21 protein-coding genes are annotated in these 18,064 nt (G+C 63.7%); 13 read left to right on the top strand and 8 right to left on the bottom strand.

What is annotated here, in order from left to right; translation table 11 throughout:
- Nucleotides 1-90: 90 nt before the first annotated feature.
- Together FJ418_RS27205 and FJ418_RS27200 are read right to left on the bottom strand one after the other, a co-directional pair.
- Nucleotides 91-405, bottom strand: coding sequence for an isoprenylcysteine carboxylmethyltransferase family protein (locus tag FJ418_RS27205; protein ID WP_140870972.1), 315 nt, complete (start codon nt 403-405; stop codon nt 91-93).
- Nucleotides 329-640 (bottom strand): hypothetical protein, encoded by a 312-nt coding sequence (locus FJ418_RS27200; protein WP_140870969.1) that lies wholly within the window; start codon nt 638-640, stop codon nt 329-331. Before FJ418_RS27200 ends, FJ418_RS27205 begins: the two co-directional genes overlap by 77 nt.
- 90 nt (nt 641-730) lie before the next feature.
- On the opposite strand from FJ418_RS27200, the gene FJ418_RS27195 reads away from it, so the two are divergent.
- The 4 genes from FJ418_RS27195 (at nt 731) to FJ418_RS27180 (ending at nt 3,769) form a co-directional block, all read left to right on the top strand.
- A complete protein-coding gene (locus FJ418_RS27195) occupies nt 731-1,552 on the top strand; it encodes a DUF2066 domain-containing protein (protein ID WP_140870967.1) in 822 nt (273 codons plus the stop codon).
- 122 nt (nt 1,553-1,674) lie between these two features.
- Nucleotides 1,675-2,706, top strand: coding sequence for a porphobilinogen synthase (hemB, locus tag FJ418_RS27190; protein ID WP_140870964.1), 1,032 nt, complete (start codon nt 1,675-1,677; stop codon nt 2,704-2,706).
- An 89-nt stretch (nt 2,707-2,795) separates the two neighbouring features.
- Entirely contained in the window at nt 2,796-2,933 is a 138-nt protein-coding gene (locus FJ418_RS27185) for a HepT-like ribonuclease domain-containing protein (RefSeq protein WP_140659126.1), read from the top strand.
- Between the two features lie 188 nt (nt 2,934-3,121).
- Nucleotides 3,122-3,769 carry a dihydrofolate reductase family protein gene (locus FJ418_RS27180; protein ID WP_140641383.1) on the top strand — a complete coding sequence of 216 codons (648 nt, stop codon included), beginning with the start codon at nt 3,122-3,124 and terminating at the stop codon, nt 3,767-3,769.
- A 244-nt stretch (nt 3,770-4,013) separates the two neighbouring features.
- On the opposite strand, the gene ppk2 is transcribed toward FJ418_RS27180, so the two are convergent.
- On the bottom strand, nt 4,014-4,934 hold the full coding sequence (gene ppk2 / locus FJ418_RS27175; RefSeq protein WP_140659106.1) for a polyphosphate kinase 2: 921 nt from the start codon (nt 4,932-4,934) through the stop codon (nt 4,014-4,016).
- Nucleotides 4,935-5,188: 254 nt separating this feature from the next.
- Between ppk2 and FJ418_RS27170 the strand changes: the two genes are divergently transcribed.
- Nucleotides 5,189-6,232 (top strand): aldo/keto reductase, encoded by a 1,044-nt coding sequence (locus FJ418_RS27170; protein WP_140707465.1) that lies wholly within the window; start codon nt 5,189-5,191, stop codon nt 6,230-6,232.
- Nucleotides 6,233-6,248: 16 nt separating this feature from the next.
- Here the strand turns inward: FJ418_RS27170 and FJ418_RS27165 are convergent, their stop codons facing one another.
- Together FJ418_RS27165 and FJ418_RS27160 are read right to left on the bottom strand one after the other, a co-directional pair.
- Nucleotides 6,249-7,220 carry a glycosyl transferase family 90 gene (locus FJ418_RS27165; RefSeq protein ID WP_140707463.1) on the bottom strand — a complete coding sequence of 324 codons (972 nt, stop codon included), beginning with the start codon at nt 7,218-7,220 and terminating at the stop codon, nt 6,249-6,251.
- Between the two features lie 116 nt (nt 7,221-7,336).
- Nucleotides 7,337-8,002 (bottom strand): GntR family transcriptional regulator, encoded by a 666-nt coding sequence (locus FJ418_RS27160; RefSeq protein WP_140659127.1) that lies wholly within the window; start codon nt 8,000-8,002, stop codon nt 7,337-7,339.
- A 130-nt stretch (nt 8,003-8,132) separates the two neighbouring features.
- Between FJ418_RS27160 and FJ418_RS27155 the strand changes: the two genes are divergently transcribed.
- Nucleotides 8,133-9,380, top strand: a complete 1,248-nt coding sequence (locus FJ418_RS27155) for an MFS transporter (RefSeq protein WP_140659109.1) — start codon at nt 8,133-8,135, stop codon at nt 9,378-9,380.
- A gap of 37 nt (nt 9,381-9,417) precedes the next feature.
- Nucleotides 9,418-9,792 (top strand): DUF423 domain-containing protein, encoded by a 375-nt coding sequence (locus tag FJ418_RS27150; RefSeq protein WP_140870961.1) that lies wholly within the window; start codon nt 9,418-9,420, stop codon nt 9,790-9,792.
- Between the two features lie 14 nt (nt 9,793-9,806).
- On the opposite strand, the gene FJ418_RS32090 is transcribed toward FJ418_RS27150, so the two are convergent.
- Nucleotides 9,807-9,944 carry a hypothetical protein gene (locus FJ418_RS32090; protein ID WP_181167103.1) on the bottom strand — a complete coding sequence of 46 codons (138 nt, stop codon included), beginning with the start codon at nt 9,942-9,944 and terminating at the stop codon, nt 9,807-9,809.
- A 59-nt stretch (nt 9,945-10,003) separates the two neighbouring features.
- A complete protein-coding gene (locus FJ418_RS32085) occupies nt 10,004-10,147 on the bottom strand; it encodes a hypothetical protein (protein ID WP_181167102.1) in 144 nt (47 codons plus the stop codon).
- A 176-nt stretch (nt 10,148-10,323) separates the two neighbouring features.
- Between FJ418_RS32085 and FJ418_RS27145 the strand changes: the two genes are divergently transcribed.
- Nucleotides 10,324-11,406: a LacI family DNA-binding transcriptional regulator gene (locus FJ418_RS27145; RefSeq protein WP_140870959.1), complete on the top strand. Its 1,083-nt coding sequence runs from the start codon at nt 10,324-10,326 to the stop codon at nt 11,404-11,406.
- 58 nt (nt 11,407-11,464) lie between these two features.
- Here FJ418_RS27145 and opgC read toward each other — a convergent pair whose 3' ends face one another.
- Nucleotides 11,465-12,682, bottom strand: a complete 1,218-nt coding sequence (gene opgC / locus FJ418_RS27140) for an OpgC domain-containing protein (protein ID WP_140870957.1) — start codon at nt 12,680-12,682, stop codon at nt 11,465-11,467.
- A 192-nt stretch (nt 12,683-12,874) separates the two neighbouring features.
- Here opgC and FJ418_RS27135 point away from each other — a divergent pair, with 192 nt between their 5' ends.
- The 5 genes from FJ418_RS27135 (at nt 12,875) to FJ418_RS27115 (ending at nt 18,062) form a co-directional block, all read left to right on the top strand.
- Nucleotides 12,875-13,561, top strand: coding sequence for an alpha/beta hydrolase (locus FJ418_RS27135; protein ID WP_140871054.1), 687 nt, complete (start codon nt 12,875-12,877; stop codon nt 13,559-13,561).
- A gap of 107 nt (nt 13,562-13,668) precedes the next feature.
- Nucleotides 13,669-14,748 carry a toxic anion resistance protein gene (locus tag FJ418_RS27130; RefSeq protein WP_140870955.1) on the top strand — a complete coding sequence of 360 codons (1,080 nt, stop codon included), beginning with the start codon at nt 13,669-13,671 and terminating at the stop codon, nt 14,746-14,748.
- Between the two features lie 10 nt (nt 14,749-14,758).
- Complete coding sequence (locus FJ418_RS27125) at nt 14,759-16,330, top strand: substrate-binding domain-containing protein (RefSeq protein WP_140870953.1); 1,572 nt, start codon at nt 14,759-14,761, stop codon at nt 16,328-16,330.
- Between the two features lie 8 nt (nt 16,331-16,338).
- Complete coding sequence (locus tag FJ418_RS27120) at nt 16,339-16,956, top strand: 5-bromo-4-chloroindolyl phosphate hydrolysis family protein (RefSeq protein ID WP_140870951.1); 618 nt, start codon at nt 16,339-16,341, stop codon at nt 16,954-16,956.
- Nucleotides 16,956-18,062: a substrate-binding domain-containing protein gene (locus FJ418_RS27115; protein WP_140870949.1), complete on the top strand. Its 1,107-nt coding sequence runs from the start codon at nt 16,956-16,958 to the stop codon at nt 18,060-18,062. The genes FJ418_RS27120 and FJ418_RS27115 overlap by 1 nt, the downstream gene beginning before the upstream one ends.
- The last annotated feature ends 2 nt before the right edge of the window (nt 18,063-18,064 follow it).

The raw sequence follows: 18,064 nt of genomic DNA, 5'->3' as shown, positions 1-18,064 counted from the left end.
GCCTGCGGGAGGAGAAGTGCTAAGCGGCGACCGGGCCAACGTCAATTGTCGAGTGCCACGGATAAGGCAGCGTCTTTCGCGGCAAGCAGGCTACCATACGAATGGGATAAGCGCGTTCGTGCAGCGCGCATAGTCGGGGAATTCACCGGGAAATTGCCGTGCCAGAAGCCGGTCCTCGGCGCCGACACGCCAGATGAAAATCGCCCCGAGCAGGATGAACAGAAAGACGAAAGGGCCGCCCACCACGATCGCCGAGCCCAGGCATGCCAGCAGGCCGCCCGTGTACATGGGATGGCGCAGGCTGCGGTATGGGCCGGATCTCACCAGGTTATGGTTCTGCTTGGCCGAGACGGTCTGGCTCCAGTTGCGGCCGAGAATTTGCCGCGCCCAGACCAGCAGCGCCATGCCGGCGACGGCGATCACCGCGCCGATGCCGCCCAGGGCCGCGTTGACGGGGGGCGAAGTTGACGAAGCCGAACAACGGCAGGCGCGGCAGCAGGAAGGCGGCGATCATGGCAAACATCAAACCGAAGCTCTGCAGCAAATGCGGCTCGGTATCGCGTTTCACGCCGATTGCCTGAACGGTCAGATAAACAATCAGCAGCAGCCAGGCGGCATAGATGAACCAGATCAAGGTCATGCCTTGCTCCTTCGTTTAGCCGGCAATCCGCCTTGGCCACCGCACGCACCCGGTGCTAGAAAATGGGCATCTTGAACCGGACGGCAAGCCATGCTCGGATTTTCCCGCTTCGCGGCTGCAGCGATCGGCCTGATCGCCATCCTACGGATGTCTTGCCCTGCCGAGGCCGCGACTGCGAACGAGCTTTATCAATCTCAGACCATCGTCACCGGCACTGGAGACGTAAACCGGCAGATCGGCTTCAAGGATTGCCTCGACAAGGTGCTGGTCAAGGTCTCGGGCGACCAGCGCCTGTCGCAGAAGCCAGAGATGCTGGCCCTGCGCGACAAGGCGGCCGACTTCGTGCAATCCTTCCGCTATCGCGACCGGCTCGAAGGCATCCCGATCCATGACGAGCAAGGCACGCATGACCGGCCGCATGATCTCACCTGCCTCTACAAGCCGGCCGTCGTCGACAAGCTCCTGGCGCAGCTCGGCAGCAGGCCCTGGCTCGGCGAGCGGCCGCCTATCGCCGTCTTCATGACCGCTGAGCAGGGTTCGCGGCATTTCGTGCTGACGGCGGATGAGGACCACGGCAAGACGATGAGGGAATCCTTCGCCAACGCCACAAGTCCACTGCTGATGCGCATTGCCTTTCCAAAGGCCAGGCAGGTCGGCGGCCTCGACGAAAAGGCGGTCGCGGCGGCCAATATGGCAAAGCTCGACAAACTTGCGAAGAAAGCGGGAGCGGCCCGGGCGCTCGCCGGCAGCATCGTGTGGAGCGACAAGGACCTCGGCTGGATCGCCGACTGGCGGCTGGCCGATCGCGGCAAGACCTACCGCTGGCAGGTCCGCGGCGTCAGCTTCGACGAGGCGTTCCGCGTTGCGATCAGGGGCGCGGCGCAGATCCTGTCGGGGAACGGGCAGCCCTAGGGGGCGCCTCGCCCCCCACAAAGTGGAGGAAAGGAACGTGTGCCACGTCCCTGGCACAATCGTGTCGCATTGGTCAGCGGCGGAGACGCGTGATAAAAGCCGGCGCAAAAGAGAGTTTGACCATGAACAAATTCACCCCCGCAAAGCCTGCCGGCGCGCGCAGTGTCGACGAGATTACCGGCAGCCGGCGGCTGCGGCGCATGCGCAAGGCCGACTGGTCGCGCCGGCTGGTGCAGGAGAACCAGCTTTCGGTGAACGACCTGATCTGGCCGATCTTCGTCGTCGACGGCAAGAACAGGCGCGAGCCCATCGCCGCGATGCCCGACGTCTACCGCCTGTCCATCGACCTCGCGGTGAAGGAGGCCGAGCGCGCCGCCAAGCTCGGCATCCCGGCCATCGCCACCTTCCCCAATGTCGAGCTTGCGCTGCGCGACCAGACGGGATCGCATATCCTCGACCCCGACAATGTCATCAACCGCGCCACGCGCGCCATCAAGGACGCGGTGCCGGAAATCGGCATCATCACGGATGCCGCGCTCGACCCGTTCACCAGCCACGGCCATGACGGCATCCTGCGCGACGGTATCATCGTCAATGACCAGACGGTGGAACAGGTCGCCGCCGCGGCCGTCATCCAGGCGGCGGCGGGCGCCGACATCATCGCGCCGTCGGACATGATGGACGGTCGCATCGGCGCCATCCGCGACGCGCTCGACGCCAACGGTTTCCAGGACGTGGCGATCATATCCTACGCGACGAAATTCGCCTCGGCCTTCTACGGGCCCTATCGCGAGGCGGTCGGCACCGCCGGCCTGCTCAAGGGCGACAAGAAGACCTACTACATCGACCACGCCAATTCGGACGAAGCGGTGCGCGAGGCCGAGCAGGACCTCGCCGAAGGCGCCGACATGCTGATGGTGAAGCCCGGCCTGCCCTATCTCGACATCATCCGCCGGCTGAAGGACGAGCTCCAGATGCCGACCTTCGCCTATCAGGTGTCGGGCGAATATTCGATGATCAAGGCAGCCGCCGCCAATGGCTGGATCGACGGCGAGAAGGCGATGCTGGAATCGCTGCTTTCGCTGAAGCGGGCGGGCTGCGACGGCGTGCTGACCTATTTTGCGCCGGTGGTGGCGCAGATGCTGAAGAGCTAGACCTGCCTCGCGATTTTGGAACTCTGACGGGATCCATTAGAATGGATCTATGAGCAGGAACGATGTGATCGAACGGTTGCAGAAGTGGCATAGGCAACATCCTGCGTCATGAATATCACAAGACTTCCGAAGCCATCGTCTGGGCTGTCGTGACAGACAATTTGCCGGCGCTACGCGTTGCCATTGAACGCATTCTTGATGCTGCCGGCCCAGAGTTGCCCAGCTAATCGCTTTCTCGACGAAAAATTGCGACGGCATCCCTTACCCGCTTCGCCCCAATATCCCGGGCAGCTGCCTTTCCGGCGACGATCCCGACGCTGCCCGACTCGATTGCCGGAAAATACCGCTTGCATTTTGCAATCGGCCAGGCTACTCAACAACCGATTGCAAATTACAACTGGTTTAGGAGGCAATCATGTCCAAGCTGCGTGTCAACGGTTTTACCCTGTCGCTCGACGGCTACGGCGCCGGTCCCGATCAGACGCTTGAACATCCGCTCGGTGTCGGTGGCGAGACCCTGCACAAATGGTTGGTCACCACCCGGACATTCCACCAGATGGTGATTGGCAAGGATGGCGGCGCGACCGGTGTCGACGACGACTTCGCCATCCGCAGTTTCGAGAATGTCGGCGCCTACATTCTCGGCCGCAACATGTTCGGGCCGATCCGCGGCGAATGGCCGGACGACAACTGGAAAGGCTGGTGGGGCGACAACCCGCCCTATCATGTTCCGACTTTCGTGCTGACCCGCTACAAACGCGCGCCAATCGCGATGGAAGGCGGCACGACGTTCTACTTCGTCACCGACGGCATCCACTCGGCGCTCGAACAGGCTAAGGCCGCGGCTGGGAGCAAGGATGTGCGGATCGGCGGCGGTGTTTCGACTTTCCGGCAATATCTCCAGGAACGGCTGATCGACGAGATGCATCTGGCGATTTCGCCGGTGCTGCTCGGCTCGGGCGAGCATCTTTTCGCCGGCCTCGACATGGTGAAGCTCGGCTATCGCTGCACCGAGCAAGTGGCAACGGCGAACGCTTTGCATGTGATGATCGGGCGAGCGTAAGTACGGCTCTTTCTTCCCGTCACTATACGGGGAGAAATGCCCGGCAGGGCAATGAGGGCGGCGCGGCCTTTGAGATTAGCGGCAAGCTCGCAATGGCAGCGAATTGGGGCTCAATCGCCGACGCCGGCGCTGCCCCTCATCCGCCCTTCGGGCGTTCGTCGTTCGAAAAGCCAAGCAATTGGCTTTTCGCCCGCTGCGCGGACCACTCCTCACCTCCCCGTGAAACGGGGAGAAGGAAAAGGCCTCAATACTTCTCCGGCACGTAGAGCTCGCGCGGCAGCACCTGGCGCTCGTAGGACGGGTTGAAGACGCGGTCGGGCAGCGAGATGTCCTCGTGCGGAACCTCCTCATACGGCATCTGCTGCAACAGGTGGTCGATGCAGTTCAGCCGCGCCCGCTTCTTGTCGTTGCCCTCGACGATGAACCAGGGCGCTTCCGGAATGTTGGTGCGGGCGAAGGTCTCTTCCTTGGCCTTGGTGTACTGCTCCCAGCGCACGCGCGACTGCAGGTCCATTGGCGACAGCTTCCACTGCTTCATCGGGTCGTGGATGCGCATCAGGAAGCGCATCTGCTGTTCCTCGTCGGTGATCGAGAACCAGTATTTGACGAGCGTGATGCCGGAACGGACCAGCATACGCTCGAATTCCGGCACGTCGTTGAAGAACTCCTCGACTTGGTCCCCATTGGCAAAGCCCATCACCCGCTCGACGCCGGAGCGGTTGTACCAGGAGCGGTCGAACAGCACGATCTCGCCGCCCGCGGGGAGATGCGGCACGTAGCGCTGGAAATACCATTGCGATTTCTCGCGCTCGGTCGGCGCCGGCAGCGCCACGACGCGGGCGATGCGCGGGTTGAGCCGCTGCGTGATGCGCTTGATAACACCGCCCTTGCCGGCGGAATCGCGGCCTTCGAAGACCACCACCAGCTTCTTCTTGTGGTAGGCGACCCAGGACTGCAGCTTGATCAATTCCGACTGCAGCCTGAGCAGCTCGCGGAAATAGGTCATGCGCTCCATGGAGGGCGGATGCGACTTCTTGTAGATCTTGGCGATCTCGAGCGAGAGCGCCGGCTCGGAAAGCTCCAGCTCATAGTCCTCGTCGAGCGTATCCTCGAGCTCGGCTTCCAGCCAGTCCTTCGCCCCGGAATTCGGTTTCACTTCATTCATCGCGCAGCTCCGTCTGCCTGTCGGCCATCATCGCTTCGGAATCCGCTCCGCTCCGGGTGGACACTCCGTAAGTCGACTGAGATACAGAGGCGCAATGACGGTTTTATTGCAATCGCCCGGCAGCAGGCCTCGAAGATATGTGATCGGTCCGTATCGATAGCGGGGCGACAAGCGGCGGGAATTGTCCTACAAATCCCCTCGCCTCTTCCCGGCGCTCGCCACGGCGCCTCTTCAAACAAATTGCGAGGACTGACATGGAATACCGCACGCTGGGCCGATCGGGCTTGAAAATCTCGACATTGACGCTTGGCACCATGACCTTCGGCGGCGCCGGTCCGTTCGCCGCCGTCGGCAATTCGGATCTTTCGGAAGCCAAACGCATCATCGACACCTGCATCGATGCCGGCATCAACCTCATCGATACCGCCAATGTCTATTCCAACGGATTGTCGGAAGAGATCATCGGCGAGGCGCTTGGCGGCAAGCGCAAGAACGACGTGCTGATCGCCTCGAAGGCGCGCATGCGCATCGGCACCGGCCCCAATGACGAAGGCCTGTCGCGCCACCATCTGATCCGCGAATGCGAGAAGAGCCTGAAGCGGCTCAGGACCGACGTCATCGACATCTATTTCGTCCACCAGTGGGACGGGCTCACGCCGCTGGAGGAGACGATCGCGGCGCTCGACACCTTGGTCAACCAGGGCAAGATCCGCTATATCGGCTGCTCCAATTATTCGGGCTGGCAGGTGATGAAGGCTCTTGCCGTCAGCGACAGCCGCCATCAGGCCCGTTTCGTCACCCAGCAGATCCACTACACGCTGGAAGCGCGCGAGGCCGAATATGAATTGCTGCCGATATCGGTCGACCAGGGCCTGGGCGTGCTGGTCTGGAGCCCGCTGGCGGGCGGCCTGCTCTCCGGCAAATACCATCGCGACAGCCCGACCGCGCGCCAGGTCGGCGGCTGGACGGAGCCGCCGATCCGCGACGAGGACCGCCTGTGGCGCATCGTCGACGTGCTCAACGAGATCGGCAAGGCACGCGGCGTCTCAGGGGCGCAGGTCGCGCTTGCCTGGCTGCTTGGCCGCCCGGCCGTGAGTTCGCTGGTGATCGGCGCCCGCAACGAGGCGCAGCTCAAGGACAACCTCGCCGCGGCCAGCCTTTCGCTCACCGAGGAGGAGCGGCAGCGCCTCGACGTCGTCAGCCGGCCGCCGGTGCTTTATCCCTACTGGCACCAGCAGTTCACCGCCAGGGACCGTTTCGGGCCGGCCGATAAGGTGTTCGACCGCTCTCACGCTTAGGGCTGCGGCCGGACGTTCAGCCGGCGATGAAGCGCCAGACTTCCGCGTCGGGCTTTATCTGCCCGCTCAGCACGAAATATTTGTAGAGGACGAGCAGCGAGATCGCCTGCTCGTCCTGTTCATTGCCGAATTTGCGGCAATAGGCGTTGGCGGCGGCGGTTATCCGCCCCGCCTCGGCGGGGTGTTTTTCGAAATAGGCCACCTTGTCGACCAGATCGGAAAAATCCTGCCGCAGCGGCACGTAGTGGACATTGGGCTCGACCTGGGCTTCCGCGAACCAGGTTTCGTAGGTCGGCTCCGGCATCAGGCAGAGCGAATTGGAGCTCATGATCCATTTCAGGTTTGTCGCGACATCATTGCCTTCGAGCGAGACGATGTAGCGATACTGTCGCTGCTGCTCGATGTTCAGGAACGGCTTGCGGTATCCGTCCGGCGCGTCGGGCTTGTGGGAACCCGCGTCGCAAAACGGCAGGTCAGCGGCCTTTTCCACGAAGCGGGTGCGAAGCGGATTATTGAGATGCCCCCGCCAGACCACCATCGGCCGCTTGTCGGCGAAAGACAGCTTGTCGGGCGGCATGTAGAAGTGGCGGAACTTGTTCAGCTTCATCAGCACGCCGTTGGCGTTGTCGTCGCCAATGGGGCGGTCCTTGACGATCCTCGGCACCTCCGGAATGCCGACGACATCGCCATATTCGAAATCGATCAGCAGGCCAGGATCGAAATAGCGGGCGAATTCCTTGAGATCGTAATAATACATGCTGGACGCGGACGGCAGCTTGCCGACGGCCACGGCGTCGGGACTTGGCACGAACGGGTGTTCCAGCTTGTTGTAGTAATTCAGTCGCTCGCGAACCGTCTTGCCCGAGAGCCTCGCCTGCTCGAGCCGGCTGGCCAGGCGGTCGCGGAACAGGGATTGCGGTGCGCGGTCACGCGCGAAATTGCGCGCGTAATAGAACAGCTTTGCGGCGGTTCGTGAGAGTGTGGCCATGCGTCCGCGAATTCAGCAAGATGGTCAACGGTAGTCTGCCTTCATCCCCCTCGTCTCCTACAGCATTCTCCCGGCCATGTTGCAAGCCTGCTAATGCGAATGGCCACACGAGAACCTTACGCCGCGACGACGGCGAATCCTCTGGCGCGCAGGCCGCGCCGGTCGTCATGCAATGAGGTGACCAGCCGATCGCGGCTGCCTGCTATGTGAGCGGAAAGCAGCCCCGCCGCTTCGTCCGCGTGGCCGGCCTTGACGGCGGCGAGGATGGCATGATGTTCGGCCCAGGCACGACCGAGCGCGCTTTCATCGCGCACCTCCAGCCAGCGCGCCCGCGACAGCCTGGTCATCGCGTCGCGAACGGCCCTGAGCAGAAACTCGTTGCCGGAAAGCCTGGCCAGCTCAATGTGGAAATCCATGCCGACGCGATGCCATTCCTCGCGCGGCGTCTCGGTATCGCAGGAATCGAGCATCGCCGCGATCACCTCGGTGCCGCCACGGTCTTCGAGCGCCGCCGTCAGGCGAACCGCGGCGACCTCGACCGCCTCGCGGTAGACGGCGATCTGCCCGAGTTCCGCCAGGTTGATCGGCGCCACCGTCCAGCCGCGGCCGTCGCGGCCGATCAGCCCTTCCGTTTCCAGGCGCAGCAGCGCCGCCCGCACCGGCGTTCGCGAAGCGCCGAACCGGCTCTCGATCCAACGCTCGGTCAAACGTTCGCCCGGGCCGATCTCCAGGCCGAGGATCATTTCGCGAAGCTGTCTTTCGACATTTTGCATCTGCGACATTGTCGTCTCGCTTTCCAAAGCCGCATCGACAGCGCCCGCATTGACAGCGGTGAGTGTCAGGTCCATGACGAATACCGGCTTGGTATCCCAAATTGGTATCCGTAACAACCCCAGCATCGGCACGCATCACATGACGCCCAACGAATCCGAACAGAGCGACTTCAACATCCATTGGCGACGCAACCTCGCCGTCTGCTTCGCCGGCTCGTTCAGCACGCTTATCGCCATGACGCTGCTGCTGCCGTTCCTGCCGCTTTACGTCGAGCAGCTCGGCGCCGAAGGCCACGCGGCGATCGTGCAGTGGTCGGGCATCGCCTATGGCGCGACCTTCTTCGCGGCCGCGCTGGTCGCGCCCTTGTGGGGACGGCTGGGCGACCGCTACGGCCGCAAGCTGATGCTGGTGCGCGCTTCGTTCGGCATGGCGATCTGCATGTCGCTGACCGGGATGGTTGAGAGTGTGTGGCAACTGGTGCTGCTTCGGCTGCTGATCGGTTTTGCCGGCGGTTATTCGTCGGGCTCCACGATCCTGGTGGCAATGCAGACGCCGAAGGAGCGCTCGGGCTGGGCGCTGGGTGTGCTCGCGGCGGGTATCACCGCCGGTTCGCTGGTCGGCCCGCTGCTCGGCGGCTTGCTGCCGCCGCTGATCGGCATCCGCGCGACCTTCCTGCTTTCCGGCGCCGTGATCTTCCTGGCGTTCCTGGCGACGACTTTCCTGATCAAGGAGAATCCGCCGGCGCCTAAGCCCGCCTCGACGGCGAAGCCGAAAAGCGGCTGGTCGCAGATCCCCGACAAGCGGCCGATCGTCGCCATGCTGACCACCGGCATGCTGCTCGCCTTCGCCACCATGTCGATCGAGCCGATCATCACCGTCTATGTGCAGCAGCTCGTCGAAGACCAGAGCAAGGTGACCATGGTCGCTGGCGTCGTCATGTCGGCGGCGGCGCTCGGCACCATCCTGTCCTCATCCTGGTTGGGAAAACTCGCCGATCGCGTCGGCCACTGGAACGTCGTGGTCGGCGCGCTTGCCGTCTCGGCCTTGCTGCTCATTCCGCAGGCCTTCGTCACCAATGGCTGGCAGTTGATCGGTCTGCGCTTCCTGATGGGCCTGGCGCTGGGCGGCCTGTTGCCCTGCATCACAAGCGTCATCCGCCACAACATCCCCGACGGGATCGGCGGCAATGTGCTTGGCCTGGCGATCTCGGCGCAATATGTCGGCCAGGTCGCGGGACCGCTGTCGGGCGGTTTCGTCGGTGGGCATTTCGGCATGCGCTCGGTGTTTTTGGGCACATCGGTGCTGATGGCGCTGGGTGCTGCCTACAACTGGATTGTCCAGTCGCGCCGCGCACGGCATATGCTGCTTGAAGCTGGCGAATCCTGATCGGCGCACCGCCCAAGCGCAGCATGGAGCATCCAAGATGAGCCTTAAGGGCCAAGCATCAGGCGGCGGGAGCCGCGTCCTCGTGCTGGCAGCCGGCCTCGTCGGCGCGGCCGGCGTGGCGCTGTCGGCGGCGGCCGCGCATCGCGGCGGCGCCTTCACCGGCACCGCAGCCAATTTCCTGCTGATGCATGCGCCCGTGTTCCTTGCCATCGGCCTTGCCGGCGGCAACCGCTGCCTCAGGATTGCCAGCCTCGTCCTGCTCGCGGGCCTGCTCCTATTCTGCGGCGATCTGCTCGCCCGCGACTTTCTCGGCTCGCGGCTGTTCCCGATGTCGGCGCCCATCGGCGGCACCCTTCTGATCGCCGGCTGGGTGGCGATCGCAGTCTCGGCGCTCTGGCGCCCTCGCCCTTAGGCTATTTTCAACGGCTATTTTCGGCCGATCCGCCGCTTGCGCTGGCGCGCAGGCAGCTCGCCGACGCGGCGCCGCTCGGGCTGCTCGGTTCCGGGCGTCATGCCCCAATAGTTGCGGTAGATATCCTGAAACAGATGACCAATCGGATGCATGACGATTTCTCCTTAGGATTGAACCGATCCAATCTATCGGCGCTGAAAATCGCTGCGGCTCAGCCGCGCTTGCGCTCCACGAGAAAGCGCGGGGCGCGCCTCCATGGACTCGACCTGCCACGCCGCTTCTCGCTGACGATGACCGAGGCGATGCCCCAATCGTTGCGGTAGATATCCTCGAACAAATAGCTCACCGGATGCATGGCACCCCTCCTGTCGAAATCCGCTCCACCATGAAGCGGAAATTTGGATCGATTCAAATCATAGGCCTTATTTGCCCGACGTCAACTGAAATTGAATCGATCCAACAAAAATGTTAGATGACCGGCGACAATTCAGCGGTCATGTTCGTCACGTTGACCGGATTCGGAGGAACGACATGGCATCACTCCTCGAAGGCCAGGCAAGACCGATCAGGTTGGCCGACATCGCCAAGGCCGCCGGCGTCTCGCATGGCACGGCCTCGAATGTTTTCAGCCGCCCCGAGATCGTGCGCGCCGAAGTGCGGGAACGGGTGAAGGCGGTCGCGGAGCAGATGGGCTATGCCGGCCCGGACCCGAAAGGCCGCCTGCTGCGCGCCGGCAAGGTCAACGCCATCGGCGTCGCCACCACGGAGCCCCTCTCCTACTTCTTCGACGATCCCTTCGCCCGCGTCATGATGGCCGGCATTTCCGAAGCCTGCGACGCCACCGGCGCGGGCATCGCGCTGGTTTCGGCCGCCAACCAGGAAAAGCTCGCCTGGAACATCCAGAGCGCGCTTGTCGACGGTTTTGTGCTGTTCTGCATCGAAGGCGGCTCGCGCCTTGTCGATCTGACGCGCGAGCGCAGGCTGCCCTTCGTTGCGCTGGAGCTCGGCTTCCAGGACGAGACCGTGTCGGCCATCGGAGTCGACAATGTCGCAGGCGCAAAGCTTGCCGCCCGCCATCTCGCCGAGCTTGGCCATCGCCGCTTCGCCGTCCTGTCGCTCGGCTTTGCCGACAATCGCACCGGCTTCGCGACGCCAGAAGCGGTGCGCAGCGCGGTCTACACCGGAACGCGCGATCGCCTTGCCGGCTACTTCGAGGAGCTTTCCCGCTTCGGCATCGATACGGCGAAAATCCCGGTCTATGAGACCGAGAACGAAGAAAAAAGCACCAGGGCCGGCCTCGAGGCGATCTTTGCCAAGGGGGAGCCGCCGCCGACCGCCATCCTGGCTATGTCGGATCGCATGGCCCTGATCGCCATCGACTGGCTGAGGGCACGCGGCCTCAATGTTCCCGGCGATGTCTCCATTGTCGGCTTTGACGGCGTGCCGGACGGCGCGCTGGCCACGCCGCCGCTGACGACGATCGCCCAGCCGATCATCGAGATCGGCCGCCGCGCCGCGCGCATGATCCTCGACCATGACGGCGCGGTGCGGCGCGAGACGATGGGCGTCGAGTTCGTTGTCAGAGGCTCGACCGGTCCGGCGCCGAAAGCCTGAGCGGGCTCAGGTAATTCCCGCGCGGATACACCACCCGGCACTTTCCTTGCGCTGCGAGTCAGTAGCCGCCCGCCCGCGCCGGCAGTGGCTGCACGCCGAACGTCGCACGCGCAGGCTCCTCGCGTACCGGCTTGGCACGGGAGGGGCCGAGGCTCGCAAGCCATTCGAGGTAGAGTGCAAGCGCGAGTTGCATGGCGATGCCTGCAGCGATCAGAAGCGTGTCGTAGGCCGGGCCGCCCGGATTGATCAGCTTCAGCACCTGCGCCGCCATGGCAAGCAGCGTGCCGGCGATGAACACCGGCAGCGAGCGCTTGCCCAGGATCGCCAGCGGATTGTCGGGCCGGACGCGGAAGAGGTTCGAGACAGCCGGCAGCGCCACGATCAGATAGCTGACCGACAGGATGTGCAGCAGCCGAGGCAGCGACAGGAAGGTCTTATCGAAGCCGCCGATCACCACCGGCAGGTCGAACCAGGTGATCTGCCCCCAGAGCGGGCTGTGCACCCAGATCGCCGCTCCGATCACATAGATGCCGGCGGCACCAAGCAGCCACGGATTGACCGGGATCCGCCCGCCGCGCTTCACATGCAGCATGGCGGCAAGGCCGATGTTGAACAGGAACTGCCAAGACAGCGGGTTGAGGAACCAAAGGCCTGGCTCCGGATAGTTCGGCGGCGCGATCTGCCAGATGCCGGCGACGAGCCACAGCAGGCCGGACGCGATCAGCGCCGGCACGGGCCGATAGCTGACGAACAGCACGAAAGCAGGCGCCGCCAGAAGCAACGCCGCATAGACGGGCAGGATGTTGTTATAGCCGAGTTGGTGGCCGAGCGTGACGATGCCGAGCAGCACCTGCGGCGTGTTGCGCATCAAGGGTTCGATGTTGATCATCGTCAGGATTTCCGGCCGGTGCGCGAACAGCGCGGCGGCGCAAAACAGCGCGACCACCACCATCGTGATGACGATGTGGGAGATGTAGAGCACGCCAGCGCGCCGCCACATCTTCAAGGTCGCGAGCAATCGGCCGCCCGGCTTGAACTTCGTGCCATAGGCCAGCGCCACCGAGATGCCGGAAATCAGCACGAAGGCCTCCGCCGCATCGGAAAAACCGAAATTCTTATAGGTCCAATTCTCGAAGACCGTGCCAGGCACATGGTCGACGAAAATGGTGAGCAACGCGAGCGCGCGCAGCACGTCGATCCGCGTATCGCGCTCGACGACACGCTTGTCGCGATCGTTGATACGCTTGTCGCGATCGTTGGAAACAGGGGTGGTCATCGACAAAAGGCCTCAAAGCTGGTTGTTCATAGCCAGCAATGCGACCCCCGGGGCGCACCGCTTCGATTCCTCCCAGGGGGAGTGTATCGGCGGAAAAACGGCCTGAATTGCGCCTGGTTCAATCAACTTTCGCGGAGCGCGAAAATATTCCGTTTTGAAGCCGGCAAATCAACGAATCTCTCATGGAATCAAATGGATGTGAGCGTGTTCGAATATAGCGACGAAAACAGCATCCTGCGCGAGGATCTGACATTTCCCTACCGTCTGCTGAAGCCGGCAAACGCCAGCGGCGACTGCCTCTTCGTGCTGCACGGGTCAGGCGTGGACGAGACGACGATGCTGCCGCTGGCGATGCAGATCGCGCCGCGTTCGGTGATCGTCGCGGCGCGCGGCCGCATCCGGCAGGAGGACGGATTTCGCTGGTTCGAGCGAATCACGCCGACCAGTTTCGAGCAAACCTCCATCCGTGCCGAGACGGCCGCCTATGCCCAGTTCGCGACGGAAGCCGCGCGGCAACATGGGCTCCACCTGCAACGCGCGACCTTCCTTGGTTATTCGAACGGCGCCAATGTCGTCTCCAGCCTGATGCTGCTCCATCCCGGCCTGGTCAAGCAGGCGGCGCTGTTGAGGGCGATGCCGGTGCTCGACAATCCTCCAACGTCAGATCTTAGCGGCACACGGGTGCTGATCGTCGCCGGCGCCGCCGATCAGACCTACGGACCGTTCGCGCTCGCACTAGTGACGCTGTTCAGCGAGCGCCGCGCCGAGGTCGACGCGCGCATCGTCGCCTCGGGCCATGAATTCGGCGATGCGGACGCCGCGATCGTGCGACAATGGCTGGCGGCGCCGGCTGCAGAAGCGAGGGGTCCCTCCGCATAGGCCCTGAAATGTAATCTATTTCACGGCCCAAGCGCCACGCCCGGCCATTGTCATATGTCTGTCACACACTGTCTATCGAGATACTGTTCACCGAGGGGGAGGTCTCAATGGCCGACGAGAACAGCATCACTCTGCTCGACGACACTTCGAAGTTGCCCGCCATTGCCGCCAGCCCGGGCGAGGTCGCCAGGATCGAAGGCGGCATCGATATTCGCGACCGAGCGGCGATTTCGGTCTTCGGCGACCGCGCCCAGCAAGCGGTCAGCGACTATGCCGACAAGATTCTGTCGCAGATCCGCAACCGCGATCTCGGCGAAACCGGCACATTGCTTACCGACATCATCATGAAGGCCAGGAACCTCGATCCGGCTTCGCTGAAGGACGAAGGGTTCCTGAGCAATTTGTTCTCCTCGTTCAAGGCACGGCTCGAGCGCTTCAAGGAAAAGTACGAGGACGTCGCCGGTCAGATCGACCGTATCGGCCTTGAGCTCGACCGTCATAAGGACACGCTCAGGCGCGATATCGCCGTGCTCGACGACCTGCATGAGCAGACCAAGGACTCCATCCTCAACCTCGACGCCTATGTGCAGGCCGGCAAGAAATTCGTCGACAACTACCGCGCCGACGAGCTGCCGAAGCTGAAGGCCGCGGCGGAGGCGAAGAGCGCCGACACCGTCGGCTCCCTGGAGGCGCAAACCTACCAGGACGCCGTGCAGGCGCTCGACCGCCTTGAAAAGCGCATCTTCTATCTCATTCAGGCCCGTCAACTCGGCATCCAGCAATTGCCGCAGATCCGCATCGTGCAGTCGGGCGACGAGACGCTGATCGAGAACCTGCAGGCGACTTCGGCGCTGACCGTGCCGGCCTGGAAGCAGAAGATGGTCATCCTGCTTGGGCTGACCAACCAGAAGTCGGCTCTGGAGCTGCAAAAGACCGTAACCGACGCCACCAACGAGATGATCCGCCAGACATCGAAGATGATGAAGGATCAGGCCATCTCCATCGAGGAACAGGCGCAGCGCGGCATCGTCGATGTCGAGACGCTGGCGCAGGCCAACCACGATCTGATCGACACCGTGCAAGGTGTGCTCAAGGTCCAGGAGCAAGGCCGGCAAAAGCGGGCCGACGCCGAAAAGCAGATGGACAAGATGACCGCCGACCTCAAGAAAGCGCTCACCCAGGGCTGACGGGGCCTCGATGCCAATGAAGCTTTCGTCCGTTCTGGCGTTGGCGGCCGTGCTGCTGCTGGCGGCCTGCAATTCGGGCAATGTCAAATTCTCGATCGTCTCCGGTTCCGAGAACACGGTGCTGGAGCCGATCGTGCAGGAGTTCTGCGCCAAGCAGGGCGCGACCTGCACCATCTCTTACCAAGGCTCGCTCGATATCGGTCTCGGTCTGCAGAAGGCCAGCGGGTTCGATCAGGACGCGGTCTGGCCGGCGTCGAGCGTCTGGGTCGACCTGTTCGATACCGGCCGCAAGGTACGCAACCTCACCTCGATCGCGCAGATGCCGGTCATCCTCGGCGTGCGCAAATCCAAGGCCGCCGAACTCGGCTGGATCGGCAGGCAAGTCTACATGAAGGACATCCTTGCCGCGGTGAAGGACGGCAAGCTCAAATTCCTGATGACTTCGGCCACGCAGTCCAACTCCGGCGCCAGCGCCTATCTGGCGATGCTCTCCAGCGCGCTCGGCGGCAAGGAAGTGATCCAGCCCGGCGACCTCGACAATCCCTCCGTGCACGACACGGTCGGCGCCCTGTTGCAGGGCGTCGAGCGCTCTTCCGGGTCTTCAGGCTGGCTGGCCGACCTCTATGTCGATTCCGCGCGCAAGGGCACGCTCTATGACGCGATGTGGAATTACGAGGCGACGCTGAAAGAGACCAACGACAGGCTGAAGCAAATGGGCGACGAGCCGCTCTACGCGGTCTATCCGGCCGATGGCGTCGCGGTCGGCGATTCCCCGCTCGGCTTCATCGATCACGGGCGCGGCGCCGATGTCGAAAAGTTCTTCGCCGACCTGCTCGCCTATCTGCAGTCGGACACGGTGCGCAAGCGCATCGCCGACACTGGCCGGCGACTGCCGCTCGGCGGCGCCTCGGTCCAGGCGACGGCTGAGCCCGACTGGAATTTCGATCCGGGCAAGCTGGTGACGTCGATCCGCATGCCGGAACCCGCGGTGATCCGCAAGGCGCTTGACCTCTACCAGCAGGCGCTGCGCAAACCGTCATTGACGGCGCTCTGCTTCGACTTCTCGGGTTCGATGGAGAACGAGGGCGAAACGCAGTTGCAGCAGGCCGCGCAGTTCCTGTTCACGCCGGAAAAGTCGAGCGAAGTGCTGGTGCAATGGACGCCGTCCGACCACATTTTCGTGCTGCCTTTCGACAGCAAAGTGCGCGACATTTTCGACGCGACCGGTGATCCTGCGGGCCAGAACCAGCTGCTTGGCGACGTGGCGCAACAGCGCGCCGGCGGCGGTACCGACATGTATGCCTGCGCCTCGCAGGCGCTGCAGAAGATCCTGACGACGCCCGACCTGCCGAAATACCTGCCGGCCATCGTCATCATGACGGATGGCCGCACCGACGGCAGCGCCGAGCCGTTCTTGGCTGAGTGGCGCCAGGCGCCGCTGCGGGTGCCGGTGTTCGGGATCACCTTCGGCGATGCCGACAAGAGCCAGCTCGACAGTCTCGCCAAGGCGACCTCGGCGCGTGTCTTCGACGGCGGCGGCGACCTTGCGGGTGCCTTCCGCGCGGCGCGCGGCTACAACTAAGGCCAACCATGCGCGGCTTGTTCGGCAATGACTGGAACTGGATCGCGGCGGGGCTGGTGTCGGCCGCGCTGCTGATTGGTCTCGGCACGTTCACCCACTTCCCCTTCCTGGTCTCGGCGGTGATCTCGGTTCTGGTCTTTGCCGGATTGATCTTCGTGCTGGCGCCACGTCAGCTGTTCGAAGGGCTCGACCTGCGCTCGATCGGCGGCGGCCAGGTGGCGTTCGCGCGCGAATTGCTGGCGCAGGCGCAGCCGGCGGCCGACCGGCTGGCGGCCGCGGCCGGCTCTATCGCCGACAAGGACATAAAAGCCAAGGTGAAGAACCTTTCCGATATCGCCGCCGACGTCATCTCCAAGGTCGAAGCGAAACCGGCAAGCGCTGCTTCCGTGCGGCGCTTCCTGACCTATTACGTGCCGCAGGCGGTGGAAGTCGCGGAAGGCTATGCCACGCTTGCCGATCGCCGCGCGCCAAGCCAGCAGCGGCTTGCCACTGTCGGCGCGGTGATCACCAAGCTGCAGGACGCCTTCGTCCACTATGCCGACAGCCAGGCGGACTCCGAGCTTGGCACGCTCGACGTTGACCTTCGACTCATCCAGGAGTCGCTGAAAGAGGATATCGGTCGCTGATGGCCCTTTCTCGCCGCGCTTTCGGACTGGGACTGCTTGCCGCCGCCGCGGCCGGAACGGGCGGCTATCTGACGCTCAAGGACCGGCCGGAGTTCCGCGGTTATCTCGGCAACCGCGCGCATCTGTTCGGCTTCGTCGGCGGCGAGAAGCAGGCTTTCCTGGCCGACCCCGATGTGATCGGCGCGCTTGGCGGCTACGGGCTGGAGCTCGACGCGCGTGTCGCCGGTTCGGTCGAGATGGTGCGCGAGCCGGCACTCCTGACGCAGAAGCCGCAATTCCTGTGGCCATCCTCGTCGATCATGGTCGATCTCGCGCGTAAGAGCGGCGTTTCCGTCCGCAACGACCAGGTGGTGCTCAATTCGCCGATCGTCGTCTACACCTGGGGCCCGGTGATCGAAGGCCTGAAGAAGAGCGGCTTGGTCACCGTCGCCGCCAAGGGCGGCTACAACCAGCTCGATCTCAAGGCGCTGCTCGATGCCATCCTGGCCGGCAAGAACTGGTCGGATCTCGGCATTTCCGAACTCTATGGCCGCGCACGCATCGTCTCCACCGACCCCAACCGCTCCAATTCCGGCTTCATGTTCGCAGGGCTCGTGCTCAGCCTGATGAGCGGCGACGTGGCGACGCAGGAACTGCTTGCCCGGCATGGCGAGGAGGCGAAGTCGATCTTCCGCAGCATGGGCCTGAAATCGTCCTCGTCGGGCAAGCTGTTCGACCAGTATATCGCCGGAGGGCTCGGCGCCGAGCCGATGGTGGTGGGCTACGAAAACCAGCTCGTGGAATGGGCGCTTGCCGATCCGGAGCGCTGGCAGCGCGTGCAGGCCGGCGCCGGCGCCAAGCCGGAGATTCTCTATCCGCGCCCCACCGTCTATTCGGCGCATCCGCTGATCGTCATCGATCCGGCGGTCGATCCGCTGCTCGAAGCGCTGACCAGCCCGAAGCTGCAGCAACTCGCCTGGTCGAAGCACGGGTTCCGCGGGCCGCTCGGTACCGTGGCGGGCGATGCAGACGCCATCGCCGGCGTGCGGCCGGCCGAGATCGAGGCGGTGCTGCCGATGCCTTCGGCCGACGTCATGCTTTCGCTGCTGTCGCAGATGGAAGGCTGACC

The sequence above is a fragment of the Mesorhizobium sp. B2-8-3 genome (assembly GCF_006440815.1).
In the GTDB taxonomy this organism is placed as follows: Bacteria; Pseudomonadota; Alphaproteobacteria; order Rhizobiales; family Rhizobiaceae; genus Mesorhizobium.
This window is presented reverse-complemented; position numbering and strand designations above follow the sequence as displayed.

Bases quoted from the DNA above. Each gene is read 5' to 3' on its own strand.
- FJ418_RS27205 (WP_140870972.1), bottom strand. From the start codon at position 405: ATGGCGCTGCTGGTCTGGGCGCGGCAAATTCTCGGCCGCAACTGGAGC.
- FJ418_RS27200 (WP_140870969.1), bottom strand. From the start codon at position 640: ATGACCTTGATCTGGTTCATCTATGCCGCCTGGCTGCTGCTGATTGTT.
- FJ418_RS27195 (WP_140870967.1), top strand. From the start codon at position 731: ATGCTCGGATTTTCCCGCTTCGCGGCTGCAGCGATCGGCCTGATCGCC.
- hemB (WP_140870964.1), top strand. From the start codon at position 1,675: ATGAACAAATTCACCCCCGCAAAGCCTGCCGGCGCGCGCAGTGTCGAC.
- FJ418_RS27180 (WP_140641383.1), top strand. From the start codon at position 3,122: ATGTCCAAGCTGCGTGTCAACGGTTTTACCCTGTCGCTCGACGGCTAC.
- ppk2 (WP_140659106.1), bottom strand. From the start codon at position 4,934: ATGAATGAAGTGAAACCGAATTCCGGGGCGAAGGACTGGCTGGAAGCC.
- FJ418_RS27170 (WP_140707465.1), top strand. From the start codon at position 5,189: ATGGAATACCGCACGCTGGGCCGATCGGGCTTGAAAATCTCGACATTG.
- FJ418_RS27165 (WP_140707463.1), bottom strand. From the start codon at position 7,220: ATGGCCACACTCTCACGAACCGCCGCAAAGCTGTTCTATTACGCGCGC.
- FJ418_RS27160 (WP_140659127.1), bottom strand. From the start codon at position 8,002: ATGTCGCAGATGCAAAATGTCGAAAGACAGCTTCGCGAAATGATCCTC.
- FJ418_RS27155 (WP_140659109.1), top strand. From the start codon at position 8,133: ATGACGCCCAACGAATCCGAACAGAGCGACTTCAACATCCATTGGCGA.
- FJ418_RS27150 (WP_140870961.1), top strand. From the start codon at position 9,418: ATGAGCCTTAAGGGCCAAGCATCAGGCGGCGGGAGCCGCGTCCTCGTG.
- FJ418_RS32090 (WP_181167103.1), bottom strand. From the start codon at position 9,944: ATGCATCCGATTGGTCATCTGTTTCAGGATATCTACCGCAACTATTGG.
- FJ418_RS32085 (WP_181167102.1), bottom strand. From the start codon at position 10,147: ATGCATCCGGTGAGCTATTTGTTCGAGGATATCTACCGCAACGATTGG.
- FJ418_RS27145 (WP_140870959.1), top strand. From the start codon at position 10,324: ATGGCATCACTCCTCGAAGGCCAGGCAAGACCGATCAGGTTGGCCGAC.
- opgC (WP_140870957.1), bottom strand. From the start codon at position 12,682: ATGACCACCCCTGTTTCCAACGATCGCGACAAGCGTATCAACGATCGC.
- FJ418_RS27135 (WP_140871054.1), top strand. From the start codon at position 12,875: ATGGATGTGAGCGTGTTCGAATATAGCGACGAAAACAGCATCCTGCGC.
- FJ418_RS27130 (WP_140870955.1), top strand. From the start codon at position 13,669: ATGGCCGACGAGAACAGCATCACTCTGCTCGACGACACTTCGAAGTTG.
- FJ418_RS27125 (WP_140870953.1), top strand. From the start codon at position 14,759: ATGCCAATGAAGCTTTCGTCCGTTCTGGCGTTGGCGGCCGTGCTGCTG.
- FJ418_RS27120 (WP_140870951.1), top strand. From the start codon at position 16,339: ATGCGCGGCTTGTTCGGCAATGACTGGAACTGGATCGCGGCGGGGCTG.
- FJ418_RS27115 (WP_140870949.1), top strand. From the start codon at position 16,956: ATGGCCCTTTCTCGCCGCGCTTTCGGACTGGGACTGCTTGCCGCCGCC.